Source organism: Streptacidiphilus sp. MAP5-3, assembly GCF_041262505.1.
Lineage (GTDB): Bacteria > Actinomycetota > Actinomycetes > Streptomycetales > Streptomycetaceae > Streptacidiphilus.
Genome location: NZ_JBGCCL010000026.1, coordinates 61,793 through 77,772, shown reverse-complemented (window position 1 = coordinate 77,772; position 15,980 = coordinate 61,793). Strand labels below are relative to the sequence as shown.

16 protein-coding genes are annotated in these 15,980 nt (G+C 71.5%); 11 read left to right on the top strand and 5 right to left on the bottom strand.

All coding sequences use genetic code 11. From position 1 onward, the window contains the following. Nucleotides 1–4 precede the first annotated feature (4 nt). Nucleotides 5–1,768, top strand: a complete 1,764-nt coding sequence (locus ABH928_RS28820) for a hypothetical protein (RefSeq protein ID WP_370071551.1) — start codon at nucleotides 5–7, stop codon at nucleotides 1,766–1,768. A gap of 154 nt (nucleotides 1,769–1,922) precedes the next feature. Here the strand turns inward: ABH928_RS28820 and ABH928_RS28815 are convergent, their stop codons facing one another. Next, nucleotides 1,923–3,425, bottom strand: coding sequence for an APC family permease (locus ABH928_RS28815; protein WP_370071550.1), 1,503 nt, complete (start codon nucleotides 3,423–3,425; stop codon nucleotides 1,923–1,925). Between the two features lie 104 nt (nucleotides 3,426–3,529). Here ABH928_RS28815 and ABH928_RS28810 point away from each other — a divergent pair, with 104 nt between their 5' ends. After that, a complete protein-coding gene (locus ABH928_RS28810; RefSeq protein WP_370071549.1) occupies nucleotides 3,530–4,180 on the top strand; it encodes a TetR/AcrR family transcriptional regulator in 651 nt (216 codons plus the stop codon). Nucleotides 4,181–4,203: 23 nt separating this feature from the next. Here ABH928_RS28810 and ABH928_RS28805 read toward each other — a convergent pair whose 3' ends face one another. After that, a complete protein-coding gene (locus tag ABH928_RS28805; protein WP_370071548.1) occupies nucleotides 4,204–5,196 on the bottom strand; it encodes a hypothetical protein in 993 nt (330 codons plus the stop codon). Between the two features lie 149 nt (nucleotides 5,197–5,345). Here ABH928_RS28805 and ABH928_RS28800 point away from each other — a divergent pair, with 149 nt between their 5' ends. Continuing rightward, nucleotides 5,346–6,554 (top strand): hypothetical protein, encoded by a 1,209-nt coding sequence (locus tag ABH928_RS28800; RefSeq protein WP_370071547.1) that lies wholly within the window; start codon nucleotides 5,346–5,348, stop codon nucleotides 6,552–6,554. 3 nt (nucleotides 6,555–6,557) lie between these two features. Here the strand turns inward: ABH928_RS28800 and ABH928_RS28795 are convergent, their stop codons facing one another. Both ABH928_RS28795 and ABH928_RS28790 read right to left on the bottom strand, forming a co-directional pair. Then, complete coding sequence (locus tag ABH928_RS28795; RefSeq protein ID WP_370071578.1) at nucleotides 6,558–6,752, bottom strand: hypothetical protein; 195 nt, start codon at nucleotides 6,750–6,752, stop codon at nucleotides 6,558–6,560. Nucleotides 6,753–6,812: 60 nt separating this feature from the next. After that, nucleotides 6,813–8,567 (bottom strand): PucR family transcriptional regulator, encoded by a 1,755-nt coding sequence (locus tag ABH928_RS28790; protein ID WP_370071546.1) that lies wholly within the window; start codon nucleotides 8,565–8,567, stop codon nucleotides 6,813–6,815. Between the two features lie 214 nt (nucleotides 8,568–8,781). Here ABH928_RS28790 and pruA point away from each other — a divergent pair, with 214 nt between their 5' ends. Continuing rightward, nucleotides 8,782–10,410: an L-glutamate gamma-semialdehyde dehydrogenase gene (gene pruA / locus ABH928_RS28785; protein ID WP_370071577.1), complete on the top strand. Its 1,629-nt coding sequence runs from the start codon at nucleotides 8,782–8,784 to the stop codon at nucleotides 10,408–10,410. Between the two features lie 240 nt (nucleotides 10,411–10,650). After that, entirely contained in the window at nucleotides 10,651–11,580 is a 930-nt protein-coding gene (locus ABH928_RS28780; protein WP_370071545.1) for a proline dehydrogenase family protein, read from the top strand. Nucleotides 11,581–11,820: 240 nt separating this feature from the next. On the opposite strand, the gene ABH928_RS28775 is transcribed toward ABH928_RS28780, so the two are convergent. Continuing rightward, nucleotides 11,821–12,408: a hypothetical protein gene (locus ABH928_RS28775; RefSeq protein ID WP_370071544.1), complete on the bottom strand. Its 588-nt coding sequence runs from the start codon at nucleotides 12,406–12,408 to the stop codon at nucleotides 11,821–11,823. Nucleotides 12,409–12,507: 99 nt separating this feature from the next. Here ABH928_RS28775 and ABH928_RS28770 point away from each other — a divergent pair, with 99 nt between their 5' ends. From ABH928_RS28770 to ABH928_RS28745, 6 genes are all read left to right on the top strand, one after another. Then, nucleotides 12,508–12,921 (top strand): hypothetical protein, encoded by a 414-nt coding sequence (locus ABH928_RS28770; protein ID WP_370071543.1) that lies wholly within the window; start codon nucleotides 12,508–12,510, stop codon nucleotides 12,919–12,921. A gap of 116 nt (nucleotides 12,922–13,037) precedes the next feature. Continuing rightward, nucleotides 13,038–13,238, top strand: coding sequence for a hypothetical protein (locus ABH928_RS28765; RefSeq protein WP_370071542.1), 201 nt, complete (start codon nucleotides 13,038–13,040; stop codon nucleotides 13,236–13,238). Between the two features lie 5 nt (nucleotides 13,239–13,243). After that, entirely contained in the window at nucleotides 13,244–13,780 is a 537-nt protein-coding gene (locus tag ABH928_RS28760; RefSeq protein WP_370071541.1) for a DUF6879 family protein, read from the top strand. Further along, nucleotides 13,777–14,631 carry a helix-turn-helix domain-containing protein gene (locus tag ABH928_RS28755; protein WP_370071540.1) on the top strand — a complete coding sequence of 285 codons (855 nt, stop codon included), beginning with the start codon at nucleotides 13,777–13,779 and terminating at the stop codon, nucleotides 14,629–14,631. Before ABH928_RS28760 ends, ABH928_RS28755 begins: the two co-directional genes overlap by 4 nt. Before the next feature lie 354 nt (nucleotides 14,632–14,985). Next, nucleotides 14,986–15,168 carry a hypothetical protein gene (locus tag ABH928_RS28750; protein WP_370071539.1) on the top strand — a complete coding sequence of 61 codons (183 nt, stop codon included), beginning with the start codon at nucleotides 14,986–14,988 and terminating at the stop codon, nucleotides 15,166–15,168. 484 nt (nucleotides 15,169–15,652) lie between these two features. Further along, a complete protein-coding gene (locus ABH928_RS28745; RefSeq protein ID WP_370071538.1) occupies nucleotides 15,653–15,892 on the top strand; it encodes a hypothetical protein in 240 nt (79 codons plus the stop codon). The last annotated feature ends 88 nt before the right edge of the window (nucleotides 15,893–15,980 follow it).

Sequence of the window (15,980 nt, the reverse complement as noted above, 5' to 3'; positions counted from 1 at the left end):
GATCATGGCAGCGCGCAGTCGTAAGGACGGCTCCGGCGACGAGGGCCGGGCCCTCCCCGCGGACCTCGACCTGGAGACCCTCTACGGTGCCACCGGCGGTCCCGGCACCGTCGGCGAGGTGGACGCCGAGGACGCGGAGGAAGAGGAGCTGATCCTGGTTCCGCCGGTCCGGCTGGCGGCGCCCGAGGCGCTGGCCGAGTCTGCGCTGGCCTCGCCGCTCCTCGCCCAGGCGATCGGTCTGGCCCGCTGGGTCGGCGAGGGCAAGCCCGTCGACGAGTGGGGCGAGCTTCCCGAGGAGCAGGCCGCGGCAGCCGTGAAGGCGCTGGAGTTGGAGTCCGAGGACATCGGTGAGATCGAGCGCGCGTGGGCGCTGGCGGTCGACCTGGAGCTGGTCGTGCTGGAGTCCGCCGCCGACGGCAACCCCGAGAAGGCCGACACACCCGAGCGCGGCGTCGCCGGTCCGCAGCTGGAGCGGCTGGCGTCCGGTGACGTCGAGGCGATCCTGGACGACTGGCTGACCTCCGCGTCGATCATCGCCGCCACGGCGGTGGAGGCGGCGCTGGACGACGTCGAGGCCGCCCGGGACGCGGCGGACGCGGCGGACGAGGAGGACGAAGAAGACGACGAGGACGAAGAGCACGAGGAGGACGGGGAGGACGGGGAGAACGAGGAGGACTCTGCGGACTCCGAGGACGACGAGGTTCTGGCGGAGGTGGCGGCCGGAGCCGAGGGAACCGAGGAGGAGGACGAGTCCGAGGAGGAGTACTCGCGGCTGGAGGAAGCCCGCGACGAGGCTCAGGGCCTGCTCGACGACGCCCTCCAGGTCCTCTACGAGACCCGCGCGCTCGCCCCGACCCGCACCGAGCAGACGCTGCCACTCGGCGTCCTCGCCGCCCTGCTCGTCGTCCCCGAGGGCGAGGACCCGACCGAGGAGCTGCTCGGCGAGATCACCGACACCATGGTCATCCTCGACCCGATGCTCCAGGACCTGGCCGACCTCGGCATGCTCGACTACCGCCCGATCGACCCGGCGCTCTTCGAGGAGGAGGACGAGTCGACCTTCGGCGAGGGCGGCGAGTTGGAGCTGGACGACGCGGACGTCGACCGCTTCGGCCATGTCCGCCTGACCGACCTCGGCGTCTTCGGCGTCCGCCAGTGGTTGCTCGAGGACGGCATCGGCGCACCGCTGATCGGCGAGCACGCGCAGGGTGACGCGGAGGCGCTGCTGCGCGGCATCTGCGAGTCGCCGAACGTGCTGCCGGAGGAGGAGATCCTGGAGTGGATCGCCGGTCGGGAGCCGCTCCCGGCCGCGAGCGAGCTGCTGGCTGCTGCGCGGGGCGACGACCTCGTCGCGCCGGTCCGCCGCCTGTACTGCCAGGTGGCGCTGCGTCACCTCGGCACTCCCGCCGAGCCGGCGGCGCGGGAGGCACTCACCGACCCCGAGCTCGCGGGCATCGCCGGCGCGTGGCTCACCGAACGCGGCGTCACCGACTTCCCCACGCCCGGTCGGGACGTCGTCCTCTGGACCACGGTCGACGCGCTGGCCGCCCAGCTGATCGACACCGGCGGTGAGGAGGAGCCCATGCTCGAACTGATCCGCATGCTGCCCGGCCCGGACGGTTCGGAGCGCTTCTTCGAGGAGATGTGGCGCGTCGACCACACCTACACCCGCGCGGTGCTGGAAGCGGTCGGGGCCCTGCACCCCGACAAGTCGGTGGCCAAGCAGGCCCGCAAGGCGGCGTTCAAGGCCAAGTCCGCGGGGCGCTGACGCGCGCCTCCGGCAGGGGCGCGGGGCTCTGCTCGTGTGCGGCTCCGCCGCGTGGGCGCGACAAGCCACCCAGTGTGGTGTGTCGCTGAACGAGCAGGCCCATCCGCACGGGGTGGTTGCTCGCGCAGTTCCCCGCGCCCCTCAAGCAGTGCAACTACAGCACCGCGGGCGCCAGCTCGTCGCCGAGGGGGCGGTCCTCGTCTGCCGCGCGCATGCGCAGGTGGGGCTTGCGGACGGCGAGGTACGCCACCCCCGCCACGCAGACGAGGCCCACGCCGAGCAACGCGGCCCACACCTGGTACCAGGGCGCGCCGACAGGCGCGAGAATCGCGCGGGGCCAGCAGATGTTGACGACCTCGAAGCCCGTCCACAGCACGGCCAGTGCGTTCAGCGGCGTCCCCAGACGCCCGTAGCGGACCGCGCCGGAGGGGGCCCAGCTGCCGCGCAGCCGCGCGACCAGCGCGACCACCGTCAGCAGGAAGAACGGCACGAACGTCGCCGCGCTGCCGAAGGTGATCAAGCTGCCCATGGCCGACGTGTTCAGACCCAGCGGCAGCGCCGCGCAGCTGATCACCGTGGCGGCGACCAGCCCGCCGATCGGGGCCCTGTGGCGGTTGACCTTGCGCACGTGCTTCGCGAACGGGAAGACGTCGTCGCGGGCGAGCGAGTACAGCCCGCGGGCCGCGCCGCCCTGGGAGGCCATCAGGCAGGCGGTGAAGCTGACCAGCACCACCAGCACGAACGGCTTGTCCGCCCAGCCGCCGAAGGCGTGGGTCACGGCCGTGGTGACCGGGTCCAGGTCCTTCCCCGCGACGACCTCGGCCGGGTCGGGGTGGGCGAGTTCGACCGAGATCGCGTTGAGGATCACCACCAGGCCCACGCTGAGCAGCGACCACCACATGGCCTTCGGGACCTGCCGCGCCGCGTCCTTGGTCTCCTCGGCCGTCGAGACGCAGGCGTCGAAGCCGATGAAGGCCCACCCGGCGACCGCGACCGCCGCGAGGAACCCGTCGAGGTTGCTGACGCCCAGCCCCTTCGGCGCGCCGAGGAAGTTCGTGAGCAGCGAGAACCCGTGCTGCCGGAAGACCAGCAGCAGCGTGACCCCGACCAGCACCGAGGCCACCGCCTCCGCCGCGATACCGAGGCTGACGAACCAGCGGAGGAAGTTGATCCCGTAGGCGTTGACCAGCGTGCAGAAGAACATGAAGCCGACCGACGCCAGTACCTGCTCGGTCGGTGTCGGCACCGTGCCGAACAGCGCGAAGAGCCAGGGTGAGGCGAGGTAGGCGACGGTGGTGTTGCCGAACATCACCGCGAACTGCCACATCCAGCCGCTGAGCCAGGCGAAGGCCGGACTCGCCAGGCGGCGGCTCCACTGGTACGCGCCGCCCGCCAGCGGCCACTGCGAGGCGAGTTCGGAGTAGACGCAGACGACCAGGCACTGGCCGAGCAGGCAGAGCGGCAGCGCCCAGACCCACGCCGTCCCGGCCACGCTCATGCCGACCTGTGCGGCGGCGTAGAGGCCGACGACGGGGGAGACCACGGCGAAGCCCATCGAGATGTTGCCGAGGATGTTCAGGCTGCGTCTCAGCTCCTGCCGGTAGCCGAGGGCCTCCAGCCGGTCGCTGTCGTGCTGGTCGGGTTCGTCGGTCGCCAAGGTGCGGCCTCCACTTCGGGACATAAAACTAACTTAGTTAGTCAGTCGGATTGATCTGGCACGATAGCCGTCGAATGCCGACTGCGGAAGAGGGAGTTTGCGGCGTGGGCCGACCGAGCAGGGCGCTGCTGACGCGCGAGCGGATCGCCGCGGCGGCGCTGGACGTGGTGGACGAGCTGGGCGCGGACGGCCTGACCATGCGCGCGCTCGCCGAGCGTCTCGGTGTCAAGGCCGCCTCGCTCTACAACCACGTCGAGAGCAAGGAAGCGCTGGTCGACGCGGTCTCACAGCTGGTGAACGAGGAGGTCGACCACACGCCGCTGGCCGACCCGGACTGGCGGGCCGGGCTCGCCGGGTACGCGCGCGGCTACCGCGCGGTGTTCCTGCGGCACCCGAACACCATCGCGCTGCTGGCCCGCCGTCGCGTCGAGGCCGACCGGGCGCTGCGCGGCTACGACGCACTGCTCGGCGCGTTCGGCCGCGCCGGACTCGACCCCGCCGACGCCGCGGAGACCGCTGCCGCGCTCGACTACCTGGTGCTCGGCTCCGCGCTGGAGACCTTCACCGCAGGCTTCACCCGTGAACCGGACGGCTACCGCCCCGAGTACCCCGCGCTGGCCGACGCGCTGTCAGGCTCCTTCGCCAGGGGCGGCGGTGCGAGCGGGCTGGACGGGCGCGGCTTCGAGCTGGCGCTGCGGCTGCTGCTGGACGGCATCGACGGGCGGGCGAGCGGGAAGACGGCCGACAGGATGTGACCGACCGTCAGCGTGTGAGCGCGTCACCGCGTCACCGTGACGCCGAACTCCGCGCCCCGGAAGGGGGTCGGGTCGAACGGATCGGTGGCGTCGACCCGACCGCCGGTGAGCGTGGTGCCCGGGACGGCGTCGGTGTCGACCGTGAGGGGGAGCTGCTCGAGCTCGTTGCGCCAGGTCAGCGGTGCGCCCGGGTAGTTGCAGCTGAGCCGGGTGGCGGCCGGGTGGTCCGGGGTGGCTGCGTCCGGCGTGCAGCGGTAGGCGTGGGGCTGCGTCCAGTGGGTGTGCTCGGGAGCGGTGAAGGTGAAGACGGCCGGGCCGGTGTACTCGTTCGACGGTCCCGTGTTGCCGAAGACTGCCTGGACCATGACGGTCTGCCCGGGCCGCGCCGACAGCGGCAGCACCGCCGCCGTCAGATGCACGATTGGAGCGCCCGTCACCACGTCGTAGGCGGCGGTCGCCCGGTCGTCCGGGCCGCCGGTCGCGGTGACCGAGCAGTGCTCGGTGGCGTCCGGCGGGATGGACGCACCCAGGCCGATCGTCACCGCTGCGGACGCGGTCGCGCCGGGCGGGAGGTCGGCCGGGAGCGAGAGGGCCAGGTCCGTCGCCGTGGTCCGAGGGTGGAGGCTCGGGTCCGCGCTGAGCCGGTTCGGTGCGAAGTTGTGCACGACCACCTGTGTCGGGCCGGTGGTCGGCCGGGCGCTGAGGTTGGTGACGTGGATGCCGAGCACCTGCGTCGTTCCCGGCGTCACGGGACGGTCCGGCCAGTCGAGCAGCAGGGCCAGCGCGCCGCCGTTGCCGGCCTCCGTCGGCCCGGTGCAGTGCTCGGGGGAGGCGCCGAGCGCCGGGTCGTGGACGCCGCCGAGGTGCGCCGAGCGCGCGGGGGAGGGTTCGGCGTGCGCGGTTGCGGGCAGGCTGACCAGTCCGGGCAGCGCGGCGGCGAGGAGCAGGGCGGTCGCGCCGAGGAAGTGTGCAGCGGCGGATCGACCTGTGCGGTGCACGGGGTGAGCATGCGTCATGCCACCACGCTGACGCGCGGCGGGCGTCGGTGTGGCGCAGACGTGCTCGTGCCGTTCGTGCGTCAGCCGTACGGCGTACGGGTAATCCAGAGCATGGTGCACGCGAGGACCGTCACTCCGTAGGGTGGAGCGCGACGTGAAGGGGAGGCGTGGTGAAGTTCGGCGGCGGCAGCTTCGGCAGGTTCGACAGCCCGGACGACTTGTGGCGCGACGCGGCGCAAGCCGACCTCAACACCCTTTCCTCCTGTCCCTTTCCGCTCTACGCGCCCACGGCGCCGCTGCTGCCCTCGCCCGCGTTGACGGAGTGGCAGATCACCAACGGCGTACTGGTCAAGGTCGTGCTCTGCCATGGCGAGCCGATGACCGCGGAGGGCCCGTGGCTCCAGGTCGCCAATGCGGACGCGGGCGCCGGGACGATCGAGTACGGCCTGGCCGACATCGTCGAGGACGAGCGCGACCGGCTGTTCAGCCATGCGGGCATCGACGAGTCGCCCGGTGCGACGGGGGACGTGCTCGCGGGGCTGGCGGTCGAGTCGCAGATGCGCCTGCCCGTGGACGGCGTTCCGGTGGAGGCCCTCCTGCGCCGCGAGGGCCCGATCTGGGCCGCGCGGTTGCGCGCGCCCGACGGCCGCGTCGTGCTCACCGTCACCGGCCGCGGCGTCGACCCCGACCGGGTGGCGCTGCGCGTCGTCCACGACCTGGAGCCGTACGCGGTCGGGCGCCAGGCGCTGCTCAACGCCCTGCTGGTGCGGCGCCGCAGGCTTGACGAGGGTCGTCGCGCCGGGCAGCCGGGCGCGACGCCTGCGGCTCGGTCTGCGGCCGAGTCCGAGCAGGGCCCGGCGGACCCGCCGCTGAACCTCGCGGCGCACCGGCAGCTGGTCGACTACTGCGTCGCCCACGCGCTGCGGGTGGAGGCTGCCGTGCGCGAACACCGCGTGCCGCGCCTCCCGCGTCGCGACGCGGGTCGCCACGGGGACCTCTGGGAGGAGGCGGTCCGTCAGCAGATGCGTTTGGCGGGCGAGGACCACGACGAGGCCAACGAGTCGGTGACCGCGCTGGTCAACCACATGGTCTCGCTCTCCGAGGCAGCCGACTGGTTCCCCGACTCCCCGGAGGGCAAGGCCGCCCTGGAGGAGAGCATCCGGTTCACCGCGTTCGAGAGCGAGGTCCGCAGCGCCCCCGCCCAACGCGCCTGGCTCCGCGACTGGCACCGCCTGGACCTCCCGGGCATCGCGGCCACCCCCGGCAGCGCCCGCTCCCCGGAGGAGGCCCGTCTCCTCCACGAACTGCGGGTGCAGTCCCGCGCCTCCTGGCTCGACCTCTGGCGCACCTGGCACGACGCGCCACCCCGGCAGTGACCCTCAGCCAACGAGGCGGTCAGGCGTCGGTCGGTGACGGGACAACGCCCGTTCGACCATCTCGTCTGCCGACAGTTCGCCCTTGACGTAGGCCTTGACGTAGGCCTCGGCGTCGGCCGATTCCTCGGCACTCGGCGCGAGGCCCTCCGCAGCCAGGGAGCCCTGGGCGGGCTTGACCGCGGCCCGGCGTTGGGAGATTTCTGACCCGATTCACCCGATCGTGGCCACAGCCCGATCGTGGTTACAGCCCGGTCGTGGTCAGAGGCGGAGCTGCAGCATGGCCAGCAGGCGGTCCTCCGGACGGCTGAGGTCGAGGGAAGTGAGCTGTTCGGCGCGGCGGACGCGGTAGCGGAGGGTGTTGGGGTGGATGTGCAGGGTTGCCGCTGCCGTGCGGACGTCGCCGAAGGCGTCCAGCCAGGCCAGCACCGAGGCGGCCAACTGGCCGCCGTGCTGGGCGTCGTGGGCGAGCAGCGCGGTCAGGCGCGGGTCGCGGACCGCCGGGGCGGCGGCGAGCAGGGCGAGGGTCTCGGCCAGCAGGACCTGGGCCTGCACCTGGGTGATCTCCGCGACCTGGGCGTCGACCTGCCCGGACGCCATCGCGTCCAGCACCCGGTCCGCCTCGCGGCGGGACGCGGCGGTGCCGACGAGTCCGGCGGAGACGGTCCCCACCGCGCCGCGGACGGGCGCGCTCGCCGTCGCCGCCGCGAGGTGCCGGGTCGCCGCCTCCGCGAGTTCGCGTGCCCAACCGAGAAGTGTCACCGCGGCGATGCCGTGGGGGAGTTCGGGCAGCAGCACGTAGACGCGTTCGTCCGCTGCGGCGACCAGTGCGCTGCGGTGGCGGGCGGCTGCGTGGACCGCCATCAGGCTGAGCGTCTCCTCGCGGTGCAACTCGTCCGAGCCCGGCAGGGCGAACCCCAGGACGGCGGCCGGTCGTTTGGCGTCCAGGCCGAGATGGCCGGCGAGCGACTGGGCCGCCGTGGTGCCCTGGAGGACGCCGGACAGCAGATTCTGAGTGAGCCTCAGTTCCGAGCTGACGAGTCGTCGCCTTCGCATCAGCTGCAGCGCGGCGACCCGGGCCGCGCCGAGGAGGGCCTGGTCGGCGCGGTCGGCGAGCGGCGTCGCGCCCTCCTGGACCCAGATCGTCCCCAACTGCCTTTCGCCGGACCGGATCGCCACCGCCAGACGGCGGCGCAGCCCCAGCTCCGGGTGCTCGTCGATCGCGACGACCGAGTCGCCCGCGCGCAGGCGCTGGAAGACGCCCCACTCGCGGAGTTTGGCCAGATAGGGCTCCGGTCCCTGCCAGCCCAGGATGGTGAGCCGTCGCAGGTCGTCGATCTCGTCGGAGTCGGCGGAGCGCGAGTAGGCGAGGATCCGGTTGGCAGTGTCCTCGATGCTGACGATGCCACCGGTCAGTACCGCAGTCGTCTGGGCCAGGGCGAACAGGTCGCCCTCTTCCGCGCCGTTCTCCACGGCGCCGCCCGGGAGTTGGCGGCCACTGCCGAGCGCGGCGCGGGCGAGGGCGTCGAGGTGCTCCCAGCGGACCTCGCGGCGGACGGACAGCAGCGCGATCCCGGCCTGCTCGGCGAAGTCGCGCAGCGTCTCGCGCTGCGCGGAGGAGTCGATGCGGACCGCGACCGCCGCCGCGCCGGCCCGTGCCGCGGCCCGCAGTGCCGGGATCGCCGCGCGTCCGCGCACGCCGATGGCCAGCACCAGCTCGCCCGGACGCGCGGTCGGCGGGTCCTCCGGGTCGAGCAGGGCAACGTCGACCGCCTCGACGTCCAGCCCCGCCGGGGCGCACTGGAGCTCGACCACCGGCTCGCCCAGGGACATCAGCAGCTGGCGCAGCGAGAGGCCACCGGGACGGACCAGCGGCAGCTCCGGTGGGAGGTCCGGCTCGACCGGCGGCACGGGCAGCTCCGGCGGGAGGTCCGGCTCGACCGGCGGAACCGGTGGGGCCGGTCGGGCCGGTTCCTGGGGGTCTTCGGCAGTGTTGTCCGATCGGACATGCTCCATGGTCAGATCTTATGCGCCCGGACAAAGAGGAGCGCTTCGTACGGGCCTAGCGTGTGACTCGACGGACCGCGCCGACGTGCGAACCACGCCCGGTCGGTCGACGATCCCCCTGGATGCCCCTGGATTCACCTGGTGAGCTGCCAGGTGGCCCAGGAGCACTGATCCGCCCGAACGTCCCGTCCGTCTGGACGTCTCAACGAGGAGAACGCGCGTGTTGGACGCTGTGACCCAGATTCCCGCGCCGGTCAACGAGCCGGTGCACGGCTACGCCCCGGGCAGCCCGGAGCGGGCCCGGCTGGAGGCCGAGCTGAAGCGGCTGGGCTCGCAGGCCCCGGTCGAGCTGACGATGACCGTCGGCGGCCAGCGCCGCCTGGGCGGCGGCGAGCCGATCGACGTGGTGCAGCCGCACCGCCACGCCGCCGTGCTCGGCACGATGCGCAACGCCACCGCGCAGGACGCACGCGACGCGGTCGAGGCCGCGCTGGCCGCCGGTCCCGCGTGGCGGGCGCTGTCTTTCGACGACCGCGCCGCCGTCTTCCTGCGCGCCGCAGACCTGCTCTCGGGCCCGTGGCGCGAGACGCTGGCCGCCGCGACCATGCTCGGCCAGTCCAAGACCGCGCAGCAGGCCGAGATCGACACCCCCTGCGAGCTGGTCGACTTCTGGCGCTTCAACGTCCACTTCGCCCGCCAGATCCTGGCTGAGCAGCCGATCTCCTCGCCCGGCGTGTGGAACCGCACCGACCACCGCCCGCTGGAGGGCTTCGTCTACGCGATCACGCCGTTCAACTTCACCGCGATCGCCGGCAACCTGCCCACCGCCCCGGCGCTGATGGGCAACACCGTGGTCTGGAAGCCGTCCCCCACCCAGCAGTTCGCCGCCCACCTGCTGATGCAGCTGCTGGAGGAGGCGGGCCTGCCCAAGGGCGTCATCAACATGGTCACCGGCGACGGCCTGGCCGTCTCCGAGGTCGTGCTCCCGCACCCGGACCTGGCCGGCATCCACTTCACCGGTTCGACCGCGACGTTCCAGCACCTGTGGAAGTCGGTCGGCGAGAACATCGCCTCCTACCGCACCTACCCGCGGCTGGTCGGCGAGACCGGTGGCAAGGACTTCCTGATCGCCCACCCGTCCGCCGACGCGGCCTCGCTCACCACTGCGCTGGTGCGTGGCGCGTTCGAGTTCCAGGGCCAGAAGTGCTCCGCGCTGTCGCGGGCCTACGTGCCGGCGTCGCTGTGGGCACGGATCAAGGACGAGGTCAAGGCCCAGACCGAGTCGCTGACCATGGGCGACGTGGCGGACCTGTCCAACTTCATGGGCGCGGTCATCGACGCCCGCGCGTTCGCCAAGAACAAGGCGGCACTCGAGCGCGCCGCCGCTGACCCGAACGTCGAGGTCCTCGCGGGCGGCAGCTGCGACGACTCGGTGGGCTACTTCGTCCGCCCGACCGTCCTGGTCGGCTCGGACCCGGCCGCCGAGTACTTCCGCGAGGAGTACTTCGGCCCGATCCTGGCTGTCCACGTCTACGAGGACGCCGACTGGGACGCCACGCTCACCCAGCTGGACGCGGCCTCGCCGTACGGCCTGACCGGCGCCGTCTTCGCCACCGACCGCACCGCCATCGCCCACGCGATGGACAAGCTGCGCTTCGCGGCCGGCAACTTCTACATCAACGACAAGCCCACCGGCGCCGTCGTCGGCCAGCAGCCCTTCGGCGGCGGCCGTGCCTCCGGCACCAACGACAAGGCGGGCGCGGCGCAGAACCTGCTCCGCTGGACCTCCGCCCGCTCGGTCAAGGAGAGCTTCGTTCCGCCGACCGACTACCGCTACCCGCACATGGGCTGACGGTCCATCAGCTCCCTGATGGCTCCGGCCCCAGTTGTGACGGTCGTCGGACGGGATCGCCCGGCCCGCTGATCGACGACCGTCGCACCCCCGTCGGTTCGCCTGCCCTGCACGGCCGGTGAGCCGACGGAGGCGGCGTCCCCTCCCAACTCCCCCCGGGGGAGGGGACGCCGTCGGTACTCCTGTCTTTGCTTTCCCCGCTTCCGCTTCCCTGCTTCTCCCGCACTCCCAGGAGTTGACATGCTCCGTACCACCCTGCTTGCGGCCTCCCGGTCCCCGCGCTCCCGCAAGCTGATCGAGCAGCTCCCGCCCACCCGCGCCATCGTCAAGCGCTTCGTCGCCGGTGACACCCTGGACGAGGGCGTCTCCGTCACTGACACGCTCGTCGGCACCGGCCGCCGGATCACCCTCGACCACCTGGGCGAGGACACCTCCGACGCCACCCAGGCGGCGGCCACCGCCGAGGCCTACGAGAAGCTGCTCGCGGCCCTCGCCGAAACCGGCCTGGCCGACCGCGCCGAGGTCTCCGTCAAGCTGTCCGCCGTCGGGCAGTTCCTGCCCGAGGACGGCGAGAAGGTCGCCCTGGAGAACGCCCGCCGCATCTGCGCGGCTGCGGCAGCGGTCGGCACCACGGTCACCCTGGATATGGAGGACCACACCACGACCGACTCCACGCTGGGCATCGCCCGCGAACTGCGCGCGGACTACCCGTGGTTGGGCGTCGTGCTGCAGGCCTACCTGCACCGCACCGAGGCGGACTGCGCCGAGTTCAGCGGTCCGGGCAGCCGCGTCCGCCTCTGCAAGGGCGCGTACCAGGAGCCCGCGTCGGTGGCCTTCCAGAAGAAGTCCGAGGTCGACCTGGCCTATGTCCGCTGCCTCAAGGTCCTGATGGCGGGCGAGGGTTACCCGATGGTGGCCTCCCACGACCCGCGTCTGATCCGCGTCGCGGGCCAGTTGGCCGCCCAGAACGGCCGCTCGGCGGACTCCTTCGAATACCAGATGCTGTACGGCATCCGCCCGGAGGAGCAGGAGCGCCTCATCGCCGAGGGCAACACCATGCGCGTCTACCTGCCCTACGGCAACCAGTGGTACGGCTACTTCATGCGCCGCCTCGCGGAGCGCCCGGCCAACCTGGCGTTCTTCCTTCGCGCGCTGGCGACGAAGAGCTGACGGAATACCATCTCACCTGCGGCGGAGCCTGATAGGGCTCCGCCGCAGGTGTGTTGAGATGGTCTGTGCCACTCGGCGGCTCGGGAGATCGATTGCCAACCCGTGGAGTGCACGTCCAGATCCACTAGGAATCGACGCTCATCCACGCGTCCAGCGCTGCGCGCCCGCGCGAACCGGTCTCCGGCATGAAGTGCGTGCGCTTTCGCCGGGGACCTGGCCTGATGGTTCACTTCGCTCGGATTAGCGCTCGACCTGAAAGGCGTAGTTGGGGGCGATGATCTGCAGGTCTCGGGGGTCGTAGACACCCGGTCGCTTCCAGAGCTGGAAACCGCCCATGAACGGGCTCAGGTGCCAGGCTCCGAGATGGGTACCGGCACCAAAGGTGATCTTCATGTCAAGGTGCGCCCAGTAGTGAGGGCGGACAGAGATCGGCTTCGACCAGTAGGGCAGGAGGAAGCCGGCGTCTCCGCAATCCGGCTGGCCCGACTTCTCCCACTTGCCTGTGGAGGGGTCGAGAATCTGAAGCGACATCCCCTTGAGACAGAGGCTGGCCTCGTAGCCCGACAGCTCCAGGTCAGCTTCCGCCGGGACCAACGTGTCCTGGCTCGTCTGCATGTACCAATAGACGACATTGACCGTCTCACCGAGTTTGACGGTCTTCGGCAGCCCGTTCACGGCGAGATACAAGTCTCCCGCATTGGGGTTCGTGCTCACCCTCGCCGCCGGCTTCTGAGCGGGAACAGCCTCCGCCTGCGCCGACGTGACCACGCTCGCGCAGATCGCGGAGGCAGCGGCCAGAACTGCGGCTGATCGTACGAAGCTGCGCATAAGTCCCCCTGGAGATCAAGAAAGCGGGCGCCAGCATACCCACCCACACGCCCCGTTCCTCGGCATTCCGCTATGTCTCAAAGACCCCTGGAGGTGCCGATGTCGGGGCTTGCCCCACCTGTGCCGCAGCGCGAGCACCTGGACTCCGATCAACTTCGCGGACTTAGCGGCATCCTCGCCGACACCTACTGCGGCTGGTCCTCGAGTAACCCGTCCCGCTACACCGCCCAGACACCGGGCTGGCACAGGGTGTCCGGGACCGTGCGCTTCCCGAACAATGCGACCGGCAACCGCGGCCTGCGAATCGCCAAGAACGGCAACGCGGTGCAGGGCACCGGCACGCTCGTCGACGGACACTTCGCCAACGTCCCCGAGCTGCGGGCGAAATACCTGCACGCCGTGGTCGTGGAGATCGCCGTCTTCGCCAGCACCAATGGCGCGCTGAAGCTGGACCAATTCGTCGGGGATCGGGAGCACGTCAGCCAAGCGTCCGAGCGTACGTCCCGAGGGTGACAAGATCGCGACGCCACCCGGCGCCCACCACCGCGGCGTGCTTTTCCGGCGCAGGCGCTTCTCGCTACGGTTCGACGGTCCTGAGCATCACGCCAGCACGAGCGAAGGGTCGGACCATGAAGCTCAAGTTCCTCGGCACCAGCTCCGAAGACGGCAACTGCCCCACCCTGTACGAGACCCCGACGGGCGACATCGTCGTCCAGGGTTACGAGCTCACCGACGAGGAGGCCCTGACCCAGCTCAGGGACGTGCTCCCAGGTGAGAACTTCGTCGTCGTGCCGCGTGAGCTCCTCACCAAGCACGCCCCCAAGGAGTAGACCGCGTGCCCCAGTTCGTCGAAGCGAACGAGATCACCGAGTTCTTCCGCACGGGCTTCCAGCACACCGCATGGCGGCTGGAGGCCCGGCGGGTCTACCAGGTCGACTACGAGAGCCCGCGCTTCCAGGCGTTCCTTCGCGGCGAGGACCCGGGCACGGCCGGGCGCGAGGGCTGGCTGGGCACGATCCGCTCGTTGACCGGCCGCGGCGTCCGTGTCGAGCGGGTCCGCATGTTCGACGACCCGCCGACGGACTACCAGCGGTTCCTCTTGTGGGGGACGGGCGACACGGTGGCCGCTGGGGAGGACATCCGTTACCTGATGCGGTCGGAGGCCCTCGGCTACGGGCTGCCCGAGCGGGACTTCTGGCTCTTCGACTCGCAGGTCCTCGGGGAGTTCCGTTACGACGGTGACCAGTCGCTCGGCATTGAGCTGTTCGACGATCCGTCCGTCGTCCTGGCGGGTTGCCAGCTGAGGGATTTGGCCTGGCACTACGCCGTCCCCTACGCCGACTTCACGCAGCGGGTACGGTCCAAGGTGTGACCACCGACTTCCAGCGCGGAAGAGAGGCCCTCGGCGCGCGGCTCCGTCAACTGCGCGCCGAGGCTGGTCTGTCCGGCCGGGAGGTCGGGCGGCGGCTCGACTGGCCGCCCTCGAAGGTGTCCAAGCTGGAGAACGGGAAGCAGACACCGACGCCCGCGGACCTCGACGCCTGGGCGCTCGCGGTCGGTCAGCCCGAGGCAGCCGCCGAGCTCAAGGGGCGGCTGAACGGGCTGGAGACGAGTTATCGCTCCTGGCGCCGACAGCTTGCGACCGGGCACCGCGCGCGGCAGGAGGAAGCCCTCGCGCACCAGCGGCGGACCGAGCTGATCCGGGCCTACGAGTCCACGGTCATCCACGGCATGTTCCAGACGCCCGAGTACGCCCGGCATCTCTTGCTCAACAACGCTGACCTGCGTGGAACGCCACGCGACACCGAGGCTGCGGTGCAGGCGCGCATGCGCCGCCAGGAGCTGCTGTACGAGCCGGGCCACGTCTTCCACGCGGTGCTCTGGGAGGGGGCCCTGCGCGTGCTGCCGTGCCCGGTCGACGTGATGATCGGCCAACTCGACCGCCTGTCCGGGCTCATCGGACTCAGCACCGTCAAGCTGGGCGTCGTCCCCTTCGGTGCTCAGATGAGTGTGACGCCGCGTCACGGCTTCTGGATCTACGATCACCGGCTCGTCATCGTCGAGACCGTCAACGCCGAGCTCTGGCTCGACGACGCCGATGACCTCACGTTGTACGAGCGCGTCTGGCAGCGCCTCGACCAGGCCGCCGTCTACGGCCGCCACGCGCGCCGTCTGATGGCCCTCGCCAGGGCCTCTCTGGAGACTCCGCGCGCAATCTCGTGAAGCGCCCAGCGGTGCCCGAGAAACGTCGAGAAGCACCCCTCATTTCGAGAAGCACCCGCGCTTAACGTGCTGCTCATGGCCGGTTCGAGCGCTGCCTCGCACCGCCGACTGATGAGCCCTCACTCGCCCGGATGCGAGGACCCTTCCGATGAGCAACGCGCCTACGCTTACAAGCCCTGCTGTACCTGGACCCCTACCGCGCCCGTACCTGACGCCGCCGTGCAAGGTCGGTGCTGACCGCTGGCCGGACCTGCACCAGCAGTGCCGGGCGCCCGGCTACCGGCATCGCGCGCTCGGCTGGGTGTCGGTCGCTTGCGGTTGTACCTGCCACCAGGCCGACGGCGATGTCCAGTCGTGAGCGCGACCGTGGAGTACGACGCGCACTGGGACGTCTTCCGTGTCCGGGAGGGCGGCCGGCTGATGGCCGACGGCGACGGCTACCCGCTCGCGTTCGACCACCGCGCCGAGGCCGAGGACATGCTGACCCGCCGCGCCGAGCTGTTCGCGGAGCTCGCACGGAAACGGCGGCGCCGGTGAGCGCCCGCGAGCTACCAGGGCACGGCCATGACGCGGTCTCGCCGCGCCCGGCCTATCCGGAGACGCTCGTGCCGTTCACCTGGCCCACGCCCGGCGTCAGGACGTGGCAGTCGTCCAACGGCGGCACTTACGTTTTTCCCGGCTGCACGGGGGTCAGTGACTGCGCGTGCAGCTGCGGTGTCGGCGTCTACAAGGTCAACGGCCGGGTGTACGGCTGCGACTGCCCCGGGCACGATGCACGCAGGGCTCGGCTGGCCGCCAGGTAGCTGCCGCCTGGCGGCTCGTGGAGGGGCTGCCCGAGGCCGTCGGGTGCCGGACTGTTGCGACGGGCCAACCGCAGCACGGCACCAACACCAAAGAGGCCCCGCGAACCGGACTCACGCGACGGACCGTCCGGCCCGTCCGGACGGCCGCGGGCCGCTCGGCCTCACCTGAACGACGTACCTGGGACGTGACCGTCGCTCCGGCGGCTCGTTGTTCCGGCGTGAGCGTGAAGAAGATCGTCACCGCTGCCGTCATCGCCACCACCGCCGCCCTCGCGTCGGCCGCGCCCGCGTGCGCCGCCGACGGAGGCCGTCACATCGGCCCGGCCGAGCCGCCACGCCCCTGGGACTTCTCCAGCGCCGTGTCCTGCCTCCAGGAGATGGCCGTCGTGCCCGTCCTCAGCCACTGGGGCGGCGACGAGGCCGAACACCTCAACCACTGCGGCAGCGGTAACGGGTAAGCCGCGGCGGGCGTCCGCCCGGCGTGGGGGAGTGCCCTGGTGGCGGGGGCGGTCGGGGTTCGACAGGGGGCGCGGTTACCCTCGCAGC